The organism is Parabacteroides sp. AF14-59 (assembly GCF_003479515.1).
Classification (GTDB): Bacteria; Bacteroidota; Bacteroidia; order Bacteroidales; family Tannerellaceae; genus Parabacteroides; species Parabacteroides faecis.
Map to the genome: position 1 here is coordinate 234289 of NZ_QUHH01000001.1, position 13861 is coordinate 248149.

The 13861-nt window shown below is 46.4% G+C and carries 12 protein-coding genes; 2 read left to right on the plus strand and 10 right to left on the minus strand.

Annotation, left to right across the window (positions count from 1 at the left end):
- Window positions 1-115: 115 nt before the first annotated feature.
- Together DWW23_RS01080 and DWW23_RS01085 are read left to right on the plus strand one after the other, a co-directional pair.
- Complete coding sequence (locus DWW23_RS01080; RefSeq protein ID WP_122351444.1) at window positions 116-931, plus strand: transglutaminase-like domain-containing protein; 816 nt, start codon at window positions 116-118, stop codon at window positions 929-931.
- 4 nt (window positions 932-935) lie between these two features.
- Window positions 936-1511, plus strand: coding sequence for a YdeI family protein (locus DWW23_RS01085; RefSeq protein ID WP_122351445.1), 576 nt, complete (start codon window positions 936-938; stop codon window positions 1509-1511).
- Between the two features lie 28 nt (window positions 1512-1539).
- Here the strand turns inward: DWW23_RS01085 and DWW23_RS01090 are convergent, their stop codons facing one another.
- From DWW23_RS01090 to DWW23_RS01135, 10 genes are all read right to left on the minus strand, one after another.
- Window positions 1540-2028, minus strand: coding sequence for a hypothetical protein (locus DWW23_RS01090; protein WP_122351446.1), 489 nt, complete (start codon window positions 2026-2028; stop codon window positions 1540-1542).
- A 116-nt stretch (window positions 2029-2144) separates the two neighbouring features.
- Window positions 2145-2420 (minus strand): HU family DNA-binding protein, encoded by a 276-nt coding sequence (locus DWW23_RS01095; RefSeq protein WP_122351447.1) that lies wholly within the window; start codon window positions 2418-2420, stop codon window positions 2145-2147.
- 39 nt (window positions 2421-2459) lie between these two features.
- The gene (locus tag DWW23_RS01100) at window positions 2460-5474 is read right to left on the minus strand and encodes a BACON domain-containing protein (protein WP_122351448.1); all 3015 of its coding nucleotides are present in this window, start codon (window positions 5472-5474) and stop codon (window positions 2460-2462) included.
- A 10-nt stretch (window positions 5475-5484) separates the two neighbouring features.
- A complete protein-coding gene (locus tag DWW23_RS01105) occupies window positions 5485-6645 on the minus strand; it encodes a fimbrillin family protein (RefSeq protein WP_122351449.1) in 1161 nt (386 codons plus the stop codon).
- Window positions 6646-6682: 37 nt separating this feature from the next.
- Window positions 6683-7798: a fimbrillin family protein gene (locus tag DWW23_RS01110; RefSeq protein ID WP_122351450.1), complete on the minus strand. Its 1116-nt coding sequence runs from the start codon at window positions 7796-7798 to the stop codon at window positions 6683-6685.
- A gap of 23 nt (window positions 7799-7821) precedes the next feature.
- Window positions 7822-9132, minus strand: a complete 1311-nt coding sequence (locus DWW23_RS01115; protein ID WP_122351451.1) for a fimbrillin family protein — start codon at window positions 9130-9132, stop codon at window positions 7822-7824.
- A gap of 34 nt (window positions 9133-9166) precedes the next feature.
- Window positions 9167-10141 carry a fimbrillin family protein gene (locus DWW23_RS01120; protein WP_122351452.1) on the minus strand — a complete coding sequence of 325 codons (975 nt, stop codon included), beginning with the start codon at window positions 10139-10141 and terminating at the stop codon, window positions 9167-9169.
- A 66-nt stretch (window positions 10142-10207) separates the two neighbouring features.
- On the minus strand, window positions 10208-11167 hold the full coding sequence (locus DWW23_RS01125) for a fimbrillin family protein (RefSeq protein ID WP_122351453.1): 960 nt from the start codon (window positions 11165-11167) through the stop codon (window positions 10208-10210).
- 25 nt (window positions 11168-11192) lie between these two features.
- Window positions 11193-12140 carry a DUF5119 domain-containing protein gene (locus DWW23_RS01130; RefSeq protein WP_233564234.1) on the minus strand — a complete coding sequence of 316 codons (948 nt, stop codon included), beginning with the start codon at window positions 12138-12140 and terminating at the stop codon, window positions 11193-11195.
- Window positions 12141-12150: 10 nt separating this feature from the next.
- Entirely contained in the window at window positions 12151-13578 is a 1428-nt protein-coding gene (locus DWW23_RS01135; RefSeq protein ID WP_122351661.1) for a DUF3575 domain-containing protein, read from the minus strand.
- Window positions 13579-13861: the final 283 nt, after the last annotated feature.

The window sequence follows — 13861 nt, forward strand, 5'->3', positions numbered from 1 at the left end:
GAAACCCAAGCAACTCCACTCAGCTGCCCACCCCAAAGCTTTCCCCTATCCTCATCCCTACATCTCAAATATTTACTACCTTTGCCGCCAATTGTAAATCATAAAACGAAACGTCATGAGTAAATATCCATTTATGCTGATTACGTGCCTGTTTATTGCACAATCTGCTTTTGCACAATCATATTCCAAATACTTTCGCCTGGAAAACCAGGATACCGTCAACTTTACTTTTACTGTGAGGAAGCCTGATATTAAGGCAATAGACTGTTATCCTCAACAGATTACCCAAATATCGAAAAACGGGGGAAATTACGAAATTTCACTCACCACTATCAACCCCTACCTGGATGGAAGCAAACTGGCTAAAATGAAAGAAGCCAACTATGACAAATCACGGGAATACGACAGAGAGATCGCTAGGTTTTTGCAATCTACCCCGTTGATAGATGCACAAAATGAACACGTTAGACAAATTGCCGATACACTGTTCAAAGATGAAACACAGACCTTTGTCATAATAGAGAAAGCCCTTAAATTTGTCTATACCTATCTGTCACCTTCTGACTCCATTGCCAAACAGATCGATGCTGGGATTTGCAGAACCGTAGATGTCAATACAGTTATCCAGACAAGAAAAGGTACTTGTAGCGAATATACCAATTTATTTACCGCATTGATGCGCTATATGAATATACCGACCCGTTTTGCAGTAGGATATTGTTATGTTCCCGAATGGAAAGCCGAAAGTACCCATGCCTGGCCCGAATGCTATATAGAAGGTGCAGGTTGGTGTTCTGTCGATCCGACTTTTCCTTCATATATCTCCCCTCATTTTGGTATGGTTAGGATGCGTTACGGAATAGATTACGAAGATTGCGACATCAGAACCCTAAATTATGACATCGAGCCGATCGAGTTTACAAAGAAATGACCCTATGACGACAGAAGATAAAATAAAGTATTTTGAAAATAGGGAAGATTGGAGAAAGTGGTTGACACACAACTTTGAAACCAAAGACGAAATTTGGTTCGTCTTCCCTTGTAAGTCGTCAGACAAAAAAAGTATTACATACAACGACGCTGTTGAAGAAGCCCTTTGTTTCGAGTGGATTGACAGTACGATAAAAGCGCTTGACAAAGAACATAAAATTCAGCGTTTCACACCTAGAAATTCCAAAAGCACATACTCGCAAGCCAACAAAGAAAGACTTAAATGGCTATTGGAAAATAAAATGATACACCCCAAATTTGAAGACAAAATACGAAATGTTCTGTCTGATCCTTTTATTTTCCCAAACGATATAATTGACAAACTGAAAGAAGATAAGATAGTATGGAAAAACTATCAACAATTTTCCGACCCATATAAACGTATCCGAATCGCATACGTTGAAGCAGCAAGAAAACGACCAGAAGAATTTGAAAAACGATTAAACAACTTTATCAATAAAACGAGAGAGAATAAAATAATAACGGGATTCGGTGGCATCGGAAAATACTATAACACTTAACAAACATCCGAGTTTTACAAGACTTTATTCAATACACCCCACTAAATTCTACCAGCGTCATCTTACCGATCAACACTAACGCCTCTTCGTAAGCAATTTCATCCTTGCCGATATGCCCGGCAAGTGTTCCGACCTTTCCGCAAATCTGGAAACAGATCAGAACGGACATAGCAATATGATTTATAGAGGTTTGTGCAGTCCGTTCAACGACTTCTGTCAAGTGAAGCATTCGGATAAACAAGATAGGATACCGGAGCGGACAGCGAAGGCAAGACATGACGGTTCTTTGTATTATGAAATCGATATATGACTGGCGGTCATGGATGATTACTTCCCGGATGAACTTCTGGTGTTTTTTTGGTAAGGTAGACCATATCGTGAAGGCTAACTTATAAATCTTTTCACGTAAATGGTTGCGACCTTCTTTCGACATTTTGTCGAGACTTCGGTTAAAAACTCTCGCATCGGGCACCTTACCACTAGGGAATAATGCTTCTAATTTGTTCAGCTTCTTCATGATATATTCTGATAGGCATTGAATAATCAATAGGGAAAATCACATAACAAGATGTATTGGGACACAGATTTAAAATCCATCAGATTAAAAATCTGCACCCCAAATACAATCTATTTTCAGGGATTCAACTCTTCGAGTAAAAACTTTCCGGGTTTGAACTTAACACTTGTACGTGCCGGGATCATATAAGAAACACCTGTTCGGGGATTTCGCCCTTCCCGCTCATTTTGTTTCCAGGGCATGAAACTACCGAACCCTTGTAACACGACAGAAGTATTCTGTTTGATCGCTTCCGTCAATACTACCTGAAAGGTATTTACAAATTTACGCGACTGTTCTTGCGTGACATGCATCTGTACAGCCAATTCGTTTACTAAATCTGCTTTATTCATAATCTGTTATATATATTATTTTCTAATTTCAGAGACCGGTCACTTGACTTCTCTGACACAACGTAGGCACCGTCCATCTGCATCCGCGTTACCATAATCATAACTACGACTTTCCTCTTTTTCTAATATTTTCACCATGGAACGGTGTATATTATCTCTATTAACCGAGCAACTCCAATAAAAAGAATTACTAAATCCACCGACAAAATACTCAGAGTTAGACTGATACGTTTTTCTAATTGAATACAGCTCTATAATAGTAGGTAAGCGCCAGCCATCCTTTTTATTCAAACAATAATCCCTTGCAGAAGTAGTGTAAGCCCAACCACAACTCTCTGTACTATCCACCTCAATAATATAGGTCTCTTTCAGAATGCAAGTTTTGGAATCCCCCTTATAATCAACATATTCAGCCGATCTCACATTTCCTTGATCATGAGCAAAAGGAAGATAATACTCATCAGGTCGAGCTGCAACAAAAGCATCTACTATATCTTGAGTAATCGTAACAGCATTTTTTATGGCCTTTTTTTGTTTTACCGTAACCGTTTTTGAATGGTTTCCCCCTGTCACAGCGATAATAAACGTTGCAGTACGAGCTTCCTCAATATTAGCCTCTGCATTAAACGTTAAAGTCTGATCACTTCCTGTCGCTACAGAATTTTCAATATCCGACGATATTGCAGTACTACTACCATCCTCACGAGTCACTGTCCACGGTAAACCTTCTGTTCCATTCACAGTTATAAAGTCGGAACTCTCCGTACTCGGCAGATCTATCACATCTTTAGATACAGTAAAAGTTGAACCCGACTGCTTAATAGCCACATCCTTTGTTATATTTCCGGCTTTTACCGATATATTACCGGTATTCTCTGTGCTATTCAAATTGAGTTCGCTCGTTTTATATCCAAAAGTCTGTTCGTTACCATCGGTAGTACCGGAAGTTGTACCCGTCAATACCAACCAATCAGGCGAGGTTGCAGAATATAATAATCCGGGAGTCCCTTTAAATGTTAATGTGCCGCTGGCATCTGCGGTAGCTGCCAATGTGATCGGATCACCGGAAGCAGTCAACTCTGAAGCTTTTTGAGTTACTTTGATATCCTTCGTCAAGCCGGCATCTGTTCCACTGACCGCATTACCGACCTTTACAGTGATTACCCCCTCACGAGTAAAAGCATCCGGATTAACAGCAGCATCAAAAGTAATCTTTTGGGCTGTACCGGTTGTTGGAGTTCCCGAAGTCCCACCCGTTAAAGAAATCCAGCCGTCGGGTAGTACACTGGCTACCCAATCCAAACCGGGGGTTGCCGTAAATGAAGACTCGCCACTTCCTCCTTTGGCTGCAATATCGCTCAGCGTAGAACCCGTCACAGTAGCCCCCGACTGTTCTACGGTTATTTCCTGTTTCAGATTAGTATAAGCAGGATCACCCACGGATGCCCCGGCTTTCACTATTATCTTTCCGTTGCGCACCTGGGACGATGGATTGACAGCCGTCGCTTTTACTTTCAACGTTTGCTCACCGTCCGGAGCCTCACTACCCGATGTAGTCGAATTAGGAACAGCCCAATCCAGCCAGCCGTCACCGTTTAAAGCAACCTGCCATTGCAAGCCTTCAGTTGCAGTAAAAGTCGATTCTCCTTCCGAATCCGTTACTGCCGCCAACGAAATATCCTTTCCTTTTGTCAGGGTCGAACCGCTTTGAATGATTGTTATTTCCTGATCCTCTCCATTTACATCTATCTTAAAAGAGACTGATCTCTCTTCCGCTTTCGGATTGGCCTCCACAGCCTTAAAGACGACATTGGCAGGCCCCTGATGTGTTATGGTTGCCCCCGGCTTGATCTCACTGCCGTCCAACAAGGCTGACAACCAGAAAGGCATATCGAACACCCACTGCTGCCCCGGACGGGCTGTGATCTGTATCTCTTTTTCACCGCCTTTCTTAGCGGGCATTCTGGTCGGATCTACCTCGATAGGAGGTATCTCACCGACAGTAATACGTTCGTCGGAAACGTCTATACCTATCAAAGTCACATTCATGGTATAGTGGGAATTGCGTACAATATCATAATTGTTCTTGTCGCTACCGGGATAAAACCGGAACGTAACATCTTTATACGATACTCCACCCTGCACAGCCTCTCCGGTCAGTTCGATACAGGTTGCATTCGTCACACCCGTTCCGATCTTCTTTTTTTCAACGTCGACAGCATCAGCCCCGCTGACAGTACCCGCCATATTCTCAGGCAAATACCAGTAAACAGTCGCACCGGAACCACTCGCCGTACCCGTATAGGTGACATAACCGATACCATCCGTTGTCAACTGCGTTTCGGGAGCTTCAATCTGCGACAGGGTCGGTGCGTTCTTCAAAACGACGGAAGCAGGTTCAAATGTAAAATCACTACCTACCGAATAGGTAAACGTGATCTTGGCAATGAGACGCGTCAGTTCCACCGTAATATCTTTTATACCTTCAGCCTGAACCACGCCCTCCCATTTTCCCATCATCTTGCATAAGTAATTATCCGGCAATCCTTCAGCGGTCGAAGTATAAGCCAATGTATGCTTTTTTAAGGTCGTTTCATCGGCTATCGCACCCAGATCACCGGCATTCGACACGAAATAAACATGGCTCTTACTATCTTTCTGGCTCTGTTTCAGTTTCAGGTTGACGGTAGTACCGGTCATAGAAGGAAGATACTCGTTCAGCAAACGCTTACCCGTCGCCGCATCGTACTGCCCGATCCACAGGCTGGCAATCTGATTTTCCTGCACCTCCGACAACGGAGCGACAGCTTTAGTCTGTACCGAGTCCCTTCCTCCTACAACCAGTGTATCCGAGTCGATCGTGCCGTCAGAGGTGAAAGTAATGCTACGGGTAACGGGAGTCCGGGTAGCCTGCACATTCAGGTTAAAGCTGGCATCCACATCTGCCAATGTGTGCGGAGTAATCCCTCCCTCTTCTACTTCCGTCCGTGTACAACCGCCTGCAACCAACAGAAACAACAATACAAACAACCTTATTTTACTTACTCGTTTCATTGTATTTCGATTATATATATTCGTCAACTATCTCCCCTCCCCCGACATTACCATTTCCAGTCCACATTATTTCCTTCCACGTCACAACCGTTACAGTCGTACCGATCCCTTCATTGATGTCGGGATCAGGATAAGGGGTATCGGGACTTCCCACATTATCGTCTGTGAAAACGACCGCATTCCAGTCCAGCACCTTCATCAGCAAGCTACTTTCGTTATTCTTCACCTCTAAGGTAAAAATATAGCGTTTGCCTTCGTCAAAAGTGATATTCTTGTCGATAGTCGCTTTCAGGGTCGCCGTTTCATCGTTCCTCACCACATCGATCTCTACCTCGAAAGGCTGGCTGTCTTTGGGAAGGATAATTCCTTTCGTCTTGTTCAACCCCGAATTGTCCGGATCGGATTCCGGTTCCACCGGCTCGAACTCCCCTTCAATGAATACGACCTGTGCATCCGTCCCGCTACCTCCTCCCGTAGGAAGAATACCGGTATCGCTGCCTGCTATCAGGTCGGCTCCCGAAGAGGAAATCCTTTTTATCACCAGCCCCGTTCCGTACAGTTTCCTAAAAGAGGAGGCATTGTCGGGGGAAGGGGCAACATTGAATACCAACATCGCACATTTCCGCCGGAAAGTACCGAGCGTAACCTGTTGCGAATCTTTCGTCACCGCCACCCCGCGAACAAAGCCGGTCATCACATCTTCTTTATGGGGGATACCTGTTATCTTATAATAGCCATCCTCCCCTTTTTGCAGCGGACGAGCCGGAGAAACGGCATAGAAATCGTAAACGCCTCCCCGTACGATCAACCCCTTGCCTTCTCCTTCCACCCGCTTTCCTTCGGAATCAACCAGGCAGGGTGACAAAGAACCGTCCGCTTTTACCACATAGGTGGCCTCGAACGTAGGAGCCTCCGTAGAGAAGGAAGCCTCTTGCGATTCACCGCCTACCTTACCGGTAAGCCATGCCCCGACACGTACGGTCGTCCCAACAGGTAAAAGAGTCGGTGACGGAAAAACAGTTTCCTCTGCACGGGTCAGGAGTTCCGGAACACCCAAATCCGGCTTGCCGAAACTGACCGCCACCAGCCGAGCCGTTTCCGGCATCTCCTCCACCGGACCGGCTGTGCAACCGGCCAGTAATCCTATCAGATATATCAAATACCGTTTCATTATTATAATGCTTTTATACAGTGACTGATAGTAACCCTCATTCCATCGGAATATCATACTCCCCGCCATCATTCCAGTCCGCCACCCGGATATCTGTCAATTCAATCCCCTGCGCCTGCATGCGGATATTATAGATATAATTATATCCCTTCTCCCACTTGGCTGTAAACGTGCCCGGATCAGTCCCGTTACTCCCGGACGGTTTCATCGCAAATACCCGGCCGTCATTCAGCGTCAGCTCCAATGTGGCACTCACATCTGTCACCGGAATAGCCAACCCGAAAGCCTGGACAGGCGTTTGACCGGTTTCATCCGCTGTCTGTACACTTCCGATACCGCGCATATCCCCATCTGCCGTAAACATCAGTTGATCGACTGCCGTCAGCGTACCTTCCAAACCGCCTGTCGAAAGGTTCAGTTTGGCGGAGGTAGACTTTTTAAATCCTCCGCTACTTTTCAGTACCACCTTCTTTATCAGGCAACCGGCAAAAGCCTCTCCCTCCTCCGATACGCGGAAACTCACCTTTGCCAGCGCATGTTGCATCAGAAGCGACACCTCCGGATGCCAACGGTCTACCTGCCCTGTCGCCTTACAGTAGAGATAATCATCCTGATCGGTTTCCCATTGAACATCGGTCGTAACATCCACCGGCTGACCGCCGTCATTAAAGTTGAACTTCTGCTTATCCAACACCTTGACACCACTCATCAACGGCACTTTCGGAGTTCCCGAAAGCGACACGCTTTTCTCGGACGGGGTGTAACCATAGACTGTCCCTTTCTCCGTATACAAGCAAAGGGGCTCCTCTCCTTCCGCTAATTCCCAGACCGGTACGGCAGCAATGGCATTGTAAGTAAACGACTGGCTTTTGATGCCACTCGCATAGAAACTTACTGTACCGCTACCGTTCTCTTTGGTGACGCATACGCCTACGGATGTGAGCGGATTAGGGTTGGGAGTCTTATCGCCGGGGCCTCCCGTTACGATGCTTCTCGACTCCACCTCCAACGACAAGCCCAGGCTCTTTATACTCAGAGGAACACCCTCTTCCGCATCACCGCCACCGGGCCCGGGCGGAACTATTTCCGCCTCGGTACAAGCTGTACACAGCAATAAAAACACAGTCGGTAATAGGTATAAGAACTTTTTCATGGGCTACACTTTTTACGGAGTTATTACAATGGAATTTCGTCCTGTTCGTTATCGACCCAGGCTTCTACCGCTACATCCATTATTGTCAGCTTGTTACGACCAGCCGAGAACGTATAGATGTAATTAGTTCCTGCTTCCCAGGCATTTCCCGGCAGAGTGATAGGGTAAACAACAGATGAACCTGAACTTTCCTGCAACGTGACTTCCACATCTATCTCATTGTCTCCAAAATTTATTATCGGGTAGATTACCGCACTAACCGTCCGGGATACATTCTTTCCGTTTATTGAAGAGGTAGAAGTTCCTGTCGCAATAAAAGCATGTTCACCTTCCGTTCCTCCTTCGTCGATCTGTCTCATCAATATATAGTTCGTTACCGTACGGGACAGACTGGTAGTAGTCGATGTTTCTGTGATCGTTCCGTCTGTCAATGCCATCTTTCCATCTCCAGTCTTAAACAGGTTTGAACCGCCGGTATGATTCTTTATCTCAAACTTGGTGAAGTTCACGTCCTTATCGCTCAGATGTCCCCCGTCGTACACACGAAATGAAATCATTGCCATAGCATGTTTCATATCCAGATTGATCTTATAACCGGGATTTTTTTCGTTTTTATTATCCGGATCTGCATCCGATGCAACAGGAGTCTCTCCGCTGGCACGTCCGTTATTGACATAACGACCCTCTTCTCCGGCAAAATACAGGTAGTCTTTTTCTGTTGAGAGTGAAAGGTTTACCAGATCGGCCTTAGCTGTTGCCGCCCATGCATTGGTTTTCCAATATTTTTTCGCATTGTTTGCTGTGGCATCGATTTCACCGCTGGAGAGAACTGTTACAGGGATTTTAAGGTCGGATTCTTTGCTTATGGATAGTGAAAGATCCGGATCATAAGGATAATAAGCATACACTTTTCCAACCTCTTTTGTCAGATAATAAGGGGCTTCTTTTGTTGATTCATAAGTATCCTTCTTTTCCTTGATCGAAATCCAGTTCGCTCCTTTTTCATCCCCCATATACCAGATATGGTGACCTGTATATTCCGTTCCGTCGGGAGTGTACCAGCCGGTTGCTCCGCTGTTTGTTACCAATACACCCAGTCCCGGAGCATAATCGGAACTGGTGAATTGCTCCACAGGATAGGTGATCGTTTCACCGCTTACTACCGATTTCGTTACCGCCTTGGTTCCCGCATCTACTTTCAAATTGGGAGTGATACCTAAAGATACCTGACCGTCGTTACCCGGTTCCGGGCCGATCTCTGTTTCTGTCTCCGAACAGCTTGTCGCTGTCAGAAGGGCTATCAACATAACCCACATTGTCTTAGTTGTTTTCATTTTCCTTCGTTTTAAAGTGTTTATATTTAATATTTTATATCGGCATATCATCCTGTTCATGATCCGTCCAGGCTTCCACACTGACAGAGGTTGTTTGTATTTTACTCTTATCCGTAAAGAAGAGTGTTACAACATGGCTTTTACCTGTCTGAAAGCCACCTTCGATATGGAAGGAGACCTCCGAAACTGTTTCATGTTCGGTTCCCCTGCCGTCTTTCGTCGTTGTTATCCGAAGGTGCAACGGGTGTTCCGCTGTTCCGTCAACCTGAGAAACCGGAAGCAGGAGATATCCTTGCGGTTCGGGAAGGTCTTCACCGACCGTTACCTCCGGAATGGGCAGGTTCGCTATATCCTGCACCGGGATATTCTTTATCCAATCATCTGACGATATATCGTTTAAACGGGGAGTTTCCTGCTCCAAATCCAGTGTCTGCCGTGTATGTACGTCTACCGCTTCAATCGTTTTTATTATTCCCCATCCATCAGCATGGTCGCTGTAACAAACCAAACGAACCTGTGTCAGTAAATGGCGGAACATACAGGTTTGTATCGGTGCATACCCGCTACCCGTCAGGATTCCCGTTGACATAATATCCGTCGTTCCGTCAACAGTAAAGGTTACTTTGCCCGCTCCTGCAACGGATTCCGACTCACCCTTTGCCGGATAATAGCCGTGCAGGCGGATACGGCGACCGTCCTCCGGATATGACTGGGACTCGGCGAATACGATCGGACGGTTTCCCTTCCCGCCTCTTCGTACTGCTTCATATATACCCCATGTGCCATAACCTTCTCCTGGGACGGTCGTTTCATCCTGCCGGGCAAAGAAAACCTCCAAATCTTTTTCATAGCCGGAACCGATCACTCCGCGCGTTGATTGTCCGATCGCACCTTCCAGGCAGACCGCTGTTGCCGGAACCGGTTCCGGAGTAGGATTGCTGTCTGAACAGGCGACGAAGCCCAGAAGGATGGCGATGGATATGAATGCTATGACTATGAAGTTATTCATGATTTTGATAGTTGTCTTGTTTTTTTAATTTACACACCCCCTGCCCCCTCTCGAAGAGGGGAAAGGTTACTCTTTGGGGGTAATGATAGTACTGCCGTTATTACCCGGTTGCCACTGGGCGATACCGGTTTCTACCGCTATTTTGCCGTCCTCCGTAAAGGTGAGCGTGATAAGGTGCGAATAACCGGCTTTCACGCCTTCACTGATATTGGAGACGGTTACGTTCAATGTTTTGGGATTTCCGTCATAAGTTCCTTTCACCTCTAAACTGACAGGTAAATCTTCTGTTCCCATATTCGCTGTCGGGTAAAGCAACAGATAGCCGGTCGAAGGCTTTTCAGCATCCGGAGCAGAAACTGTAGAAGGGCAGTTTTTAACTGTCAGCGTTTGGTTGGTCGTACCTGTTGCCATAAGTTGGGCACCCTTGGTTTTATCGAGCGATAGTTTCAATCCCGTGGCAACATTCTTCACTTTGATGGAAGCGATCGCCGTCCATTTTGCGATCGCTCCGGCAGAACCCGTACATTTGAACTGCAATTGGGTCAATAGATGATTGAAGGTAAAAGTCTCAAACTTATCCGTCAAAGAACCGGTCTGGACTCCCGTGGCCATTATATCCTCCTCACCCGTAATCGTGTAAGTGACACTGACCGGGTTAGTAGTTCCGCTGTTCAACGCCTTTCGGGGATAGTAGCCGATCAGAATCGATTCGCCGTCTTCCGCCAGATAGGTTTGTTCGGGTTCAAACGTTAGAACCGTGTTACCTGTTCCACCTGTGCGGACAGCATCGATCGACGGGTTATTCCATTGAGCACCCGTTGTTCCGGGGTTATCCAGACGGACGAACGAGACTTCCAGGTCGTTCGTATAACCGCCGCTGATCACAGCACGGGTAGCCTCCGCTATTCCGGCATTCACCTCTATTGCCTGCGCCGTTCCATTCGTTACCGGCTCTTCCGTGTTTGTGCAACCGCCTAAGAAAGCTGTTCCCAACAGACTCATGATCAATAATTTTTCTGTTTTCATATTATACCAGTGTTTTATATTGTTATTAAGGAGTAACTACACCCGAACCGTCACTGCCCGGTTTCCAGTCCGTCAGCGTAATCGTTAAACCGCTTATTTCATCATAGCGGACAACCAGGTCAAGTATCACATGTGTCGTGACAGTTGCGGTGAACGCATCTTTCACCTCTTCCGTTATATCCGTCGATGAAGCAACCTCGCTTCCATCCGCCAGTGTCATCGTCAGGCTAAGGTCGACAGGTTCTTTGCCTTCCTCTTCTCCCTCACCCGGGGATAAACCGAACAAACTCAGCGAAGAGGCATATACACCCGGGCTGACCTCTTCCGGCTCGAACGTCATAAAAGCAGGCGTATCGAACAGCGGCTTGCCGGAAGGGATATGAACCCGTGACGAAACACCGGTCAACCTTCCGGACAAGACCGCCGGAACGACATCATCCTTATCTCCTCCTGTAACCTTTATATTCATTTCCAATGTACGGACAAGGTTTGCCGGAGTTAATTCCTTTGCTACCGTTTCACCTCCGACTACCTCGATCTGCTCCAGACCTGTGCCGTACAAGCTACCCGGACAGGCGATCTGTACGGAACTCGATTTTAACGAAGAAAGTTGTTGTGCCCTGCCGCAGGCTTCCTCATATCCCTTCTCCATTTCAAGCGTGACACCCGTACAACCTGTATTACAGACGGCTACCCGGTAACGCCCCAAAGGCAACGTACCCTCATATCCCGAAGCGTCACCTGTACGCATGAGCGGACTCTCCGAATCTTCCGGGTAAAAATACCAGGTCATATTATCCGGACAACTACTGTTTTGCTTGCGAAGCAGCAAACGGACTTTCCCATTCTTCTCCCAATCCTCGTCCGTCATACGGTAGGCACAAGACGAAATCACCATAATCCATGCGGCACAGATCACACAAACGGCTACCTGTATCATTACATATCTTTTATTTCTTTTATCTCTTTCCATAAAATACCTCCTATCTGATTTGAAAACGATATGATAAGCTGATCTTTAAACCGACCATAAAACCCGTCGAAGCAAAACGCGTTTCCAAATAATTACGGTTATCGAGCGGATCATAGCGGTATTTCTTCCCACTGAAAACACTGCGGTAACCGGCACGGACACGCATATCTACCCCAAAGCCACCGACCAAAGAAAAGCGATAACCCATCGACAGACCTGCCGACCAAAAACAACCTGTCCGTCCGTAAAGCATATCTTCCGACAGGTCGATCGCGCTTCCACGCACATCGAAATCTCCATATTCTGCGAACAAACCGGTATTCAATCCGGTAAACCTTCCCGAAGGGGATAGCCAGACGCTGGGTTCGAGGGAGATTTCGGACACAGCCCAACAGTCACGCGTCTTATCTTTATAAGCAAAGTCGGAATATATGCCGGACAAGGCTACCGACCAACGACCGGCGAAACAACACTCCACCTCCAGGTTCGGCATGAATGCACCCGTTTCTATTTTGGTATCACCGGTTCCTAAACGAATTGACGGGACTACACCGCACCAGGGAAGAAGGTTCGTTTTCACAGCTAGATATACAGGGCTTTGCTTCACCGGAGTTTCTTCCATCCTTACAGATTCGATTGACCGTTTTTGTTCCTCGGGAACAACTTCTTTGCCGACTGTATCTTTCTGTTTTGTCACCACCCGCACTGTTTCCCTGGTTGTTACGGTCGTAGCTAAAGCAATGTCCGGCTCTTCTATCCGTTTACTACGGCGTACCGTATCCGTTACGGAAGCCAAACGGTAATCTTCCAGTTCCGTACGGTCGAAAAGAGGATCGTCGATACGGTACACTTCACGGTCGTAACCTCCTGTCTCGCCACGACGGTACAGGTCTACATAAGGGACTGCACCATACTCACCGATGGCAGCCTCTACCGCTACCGGGTAACGGCTTTCACTGTAATGAATCGAGATGTTTGCAAACCACGGAAGTGGTTTATATACCTTATAGACATGTACCCGATCGCGATAGTTTCCGCTACGGTCGATATAAAAGGCGACACAATCATGGGGAATATCGAAACGGGTTTTCAGGTAGGCACGGATACGCCCCGCACGCAGTGAGGCTTCGTTCACAACCTCTTTATCTTCGTATTCATAGGCATTCACATGCGAGACGATCAAAAGGTGACAGTCGCCTTTCAGGATTTGATCGCGGGATGCGTCGAGTAAACCGCCCATCCGTTCCAGTTGGTAGGCGTTATCTCCGTAATCGGCAAGGAACAGGTCGTTGTCCCGGCGGAAAGAAAATAGGAATGATTCAGCCTTATAATAGGTCGTAGTCTGGGCATCCGCTCCTATCCCCAAAAGGAAGTTGAACAGTAACAGGAAGATTGCTCTTGCCTGTATTTTCCGGTGTAGACCTTTTATCCTATACATATTAATATATAATACCAGTATGTTCAATATTGAACAGTAACCATGATTATCACTAACTCTCTGTAAATATCCACCTTATTTATATAATAAGGGTAGAGGGTAAAAAAAGCCCTCCCTGAAAGTGTCCGCTAAGGAAATTTTCAGGGTGAAAAATGAAGGATTGATGTCTTTTTGAGTCTTTTTGGAGGAAGAAACGGTACTGCCGGAATAACAGTTTCTCTTAACAGATTTAAAAACGATAGCAGTCCCAGCCCGTCTTATGCCATCTTGTAATGAAAATCAT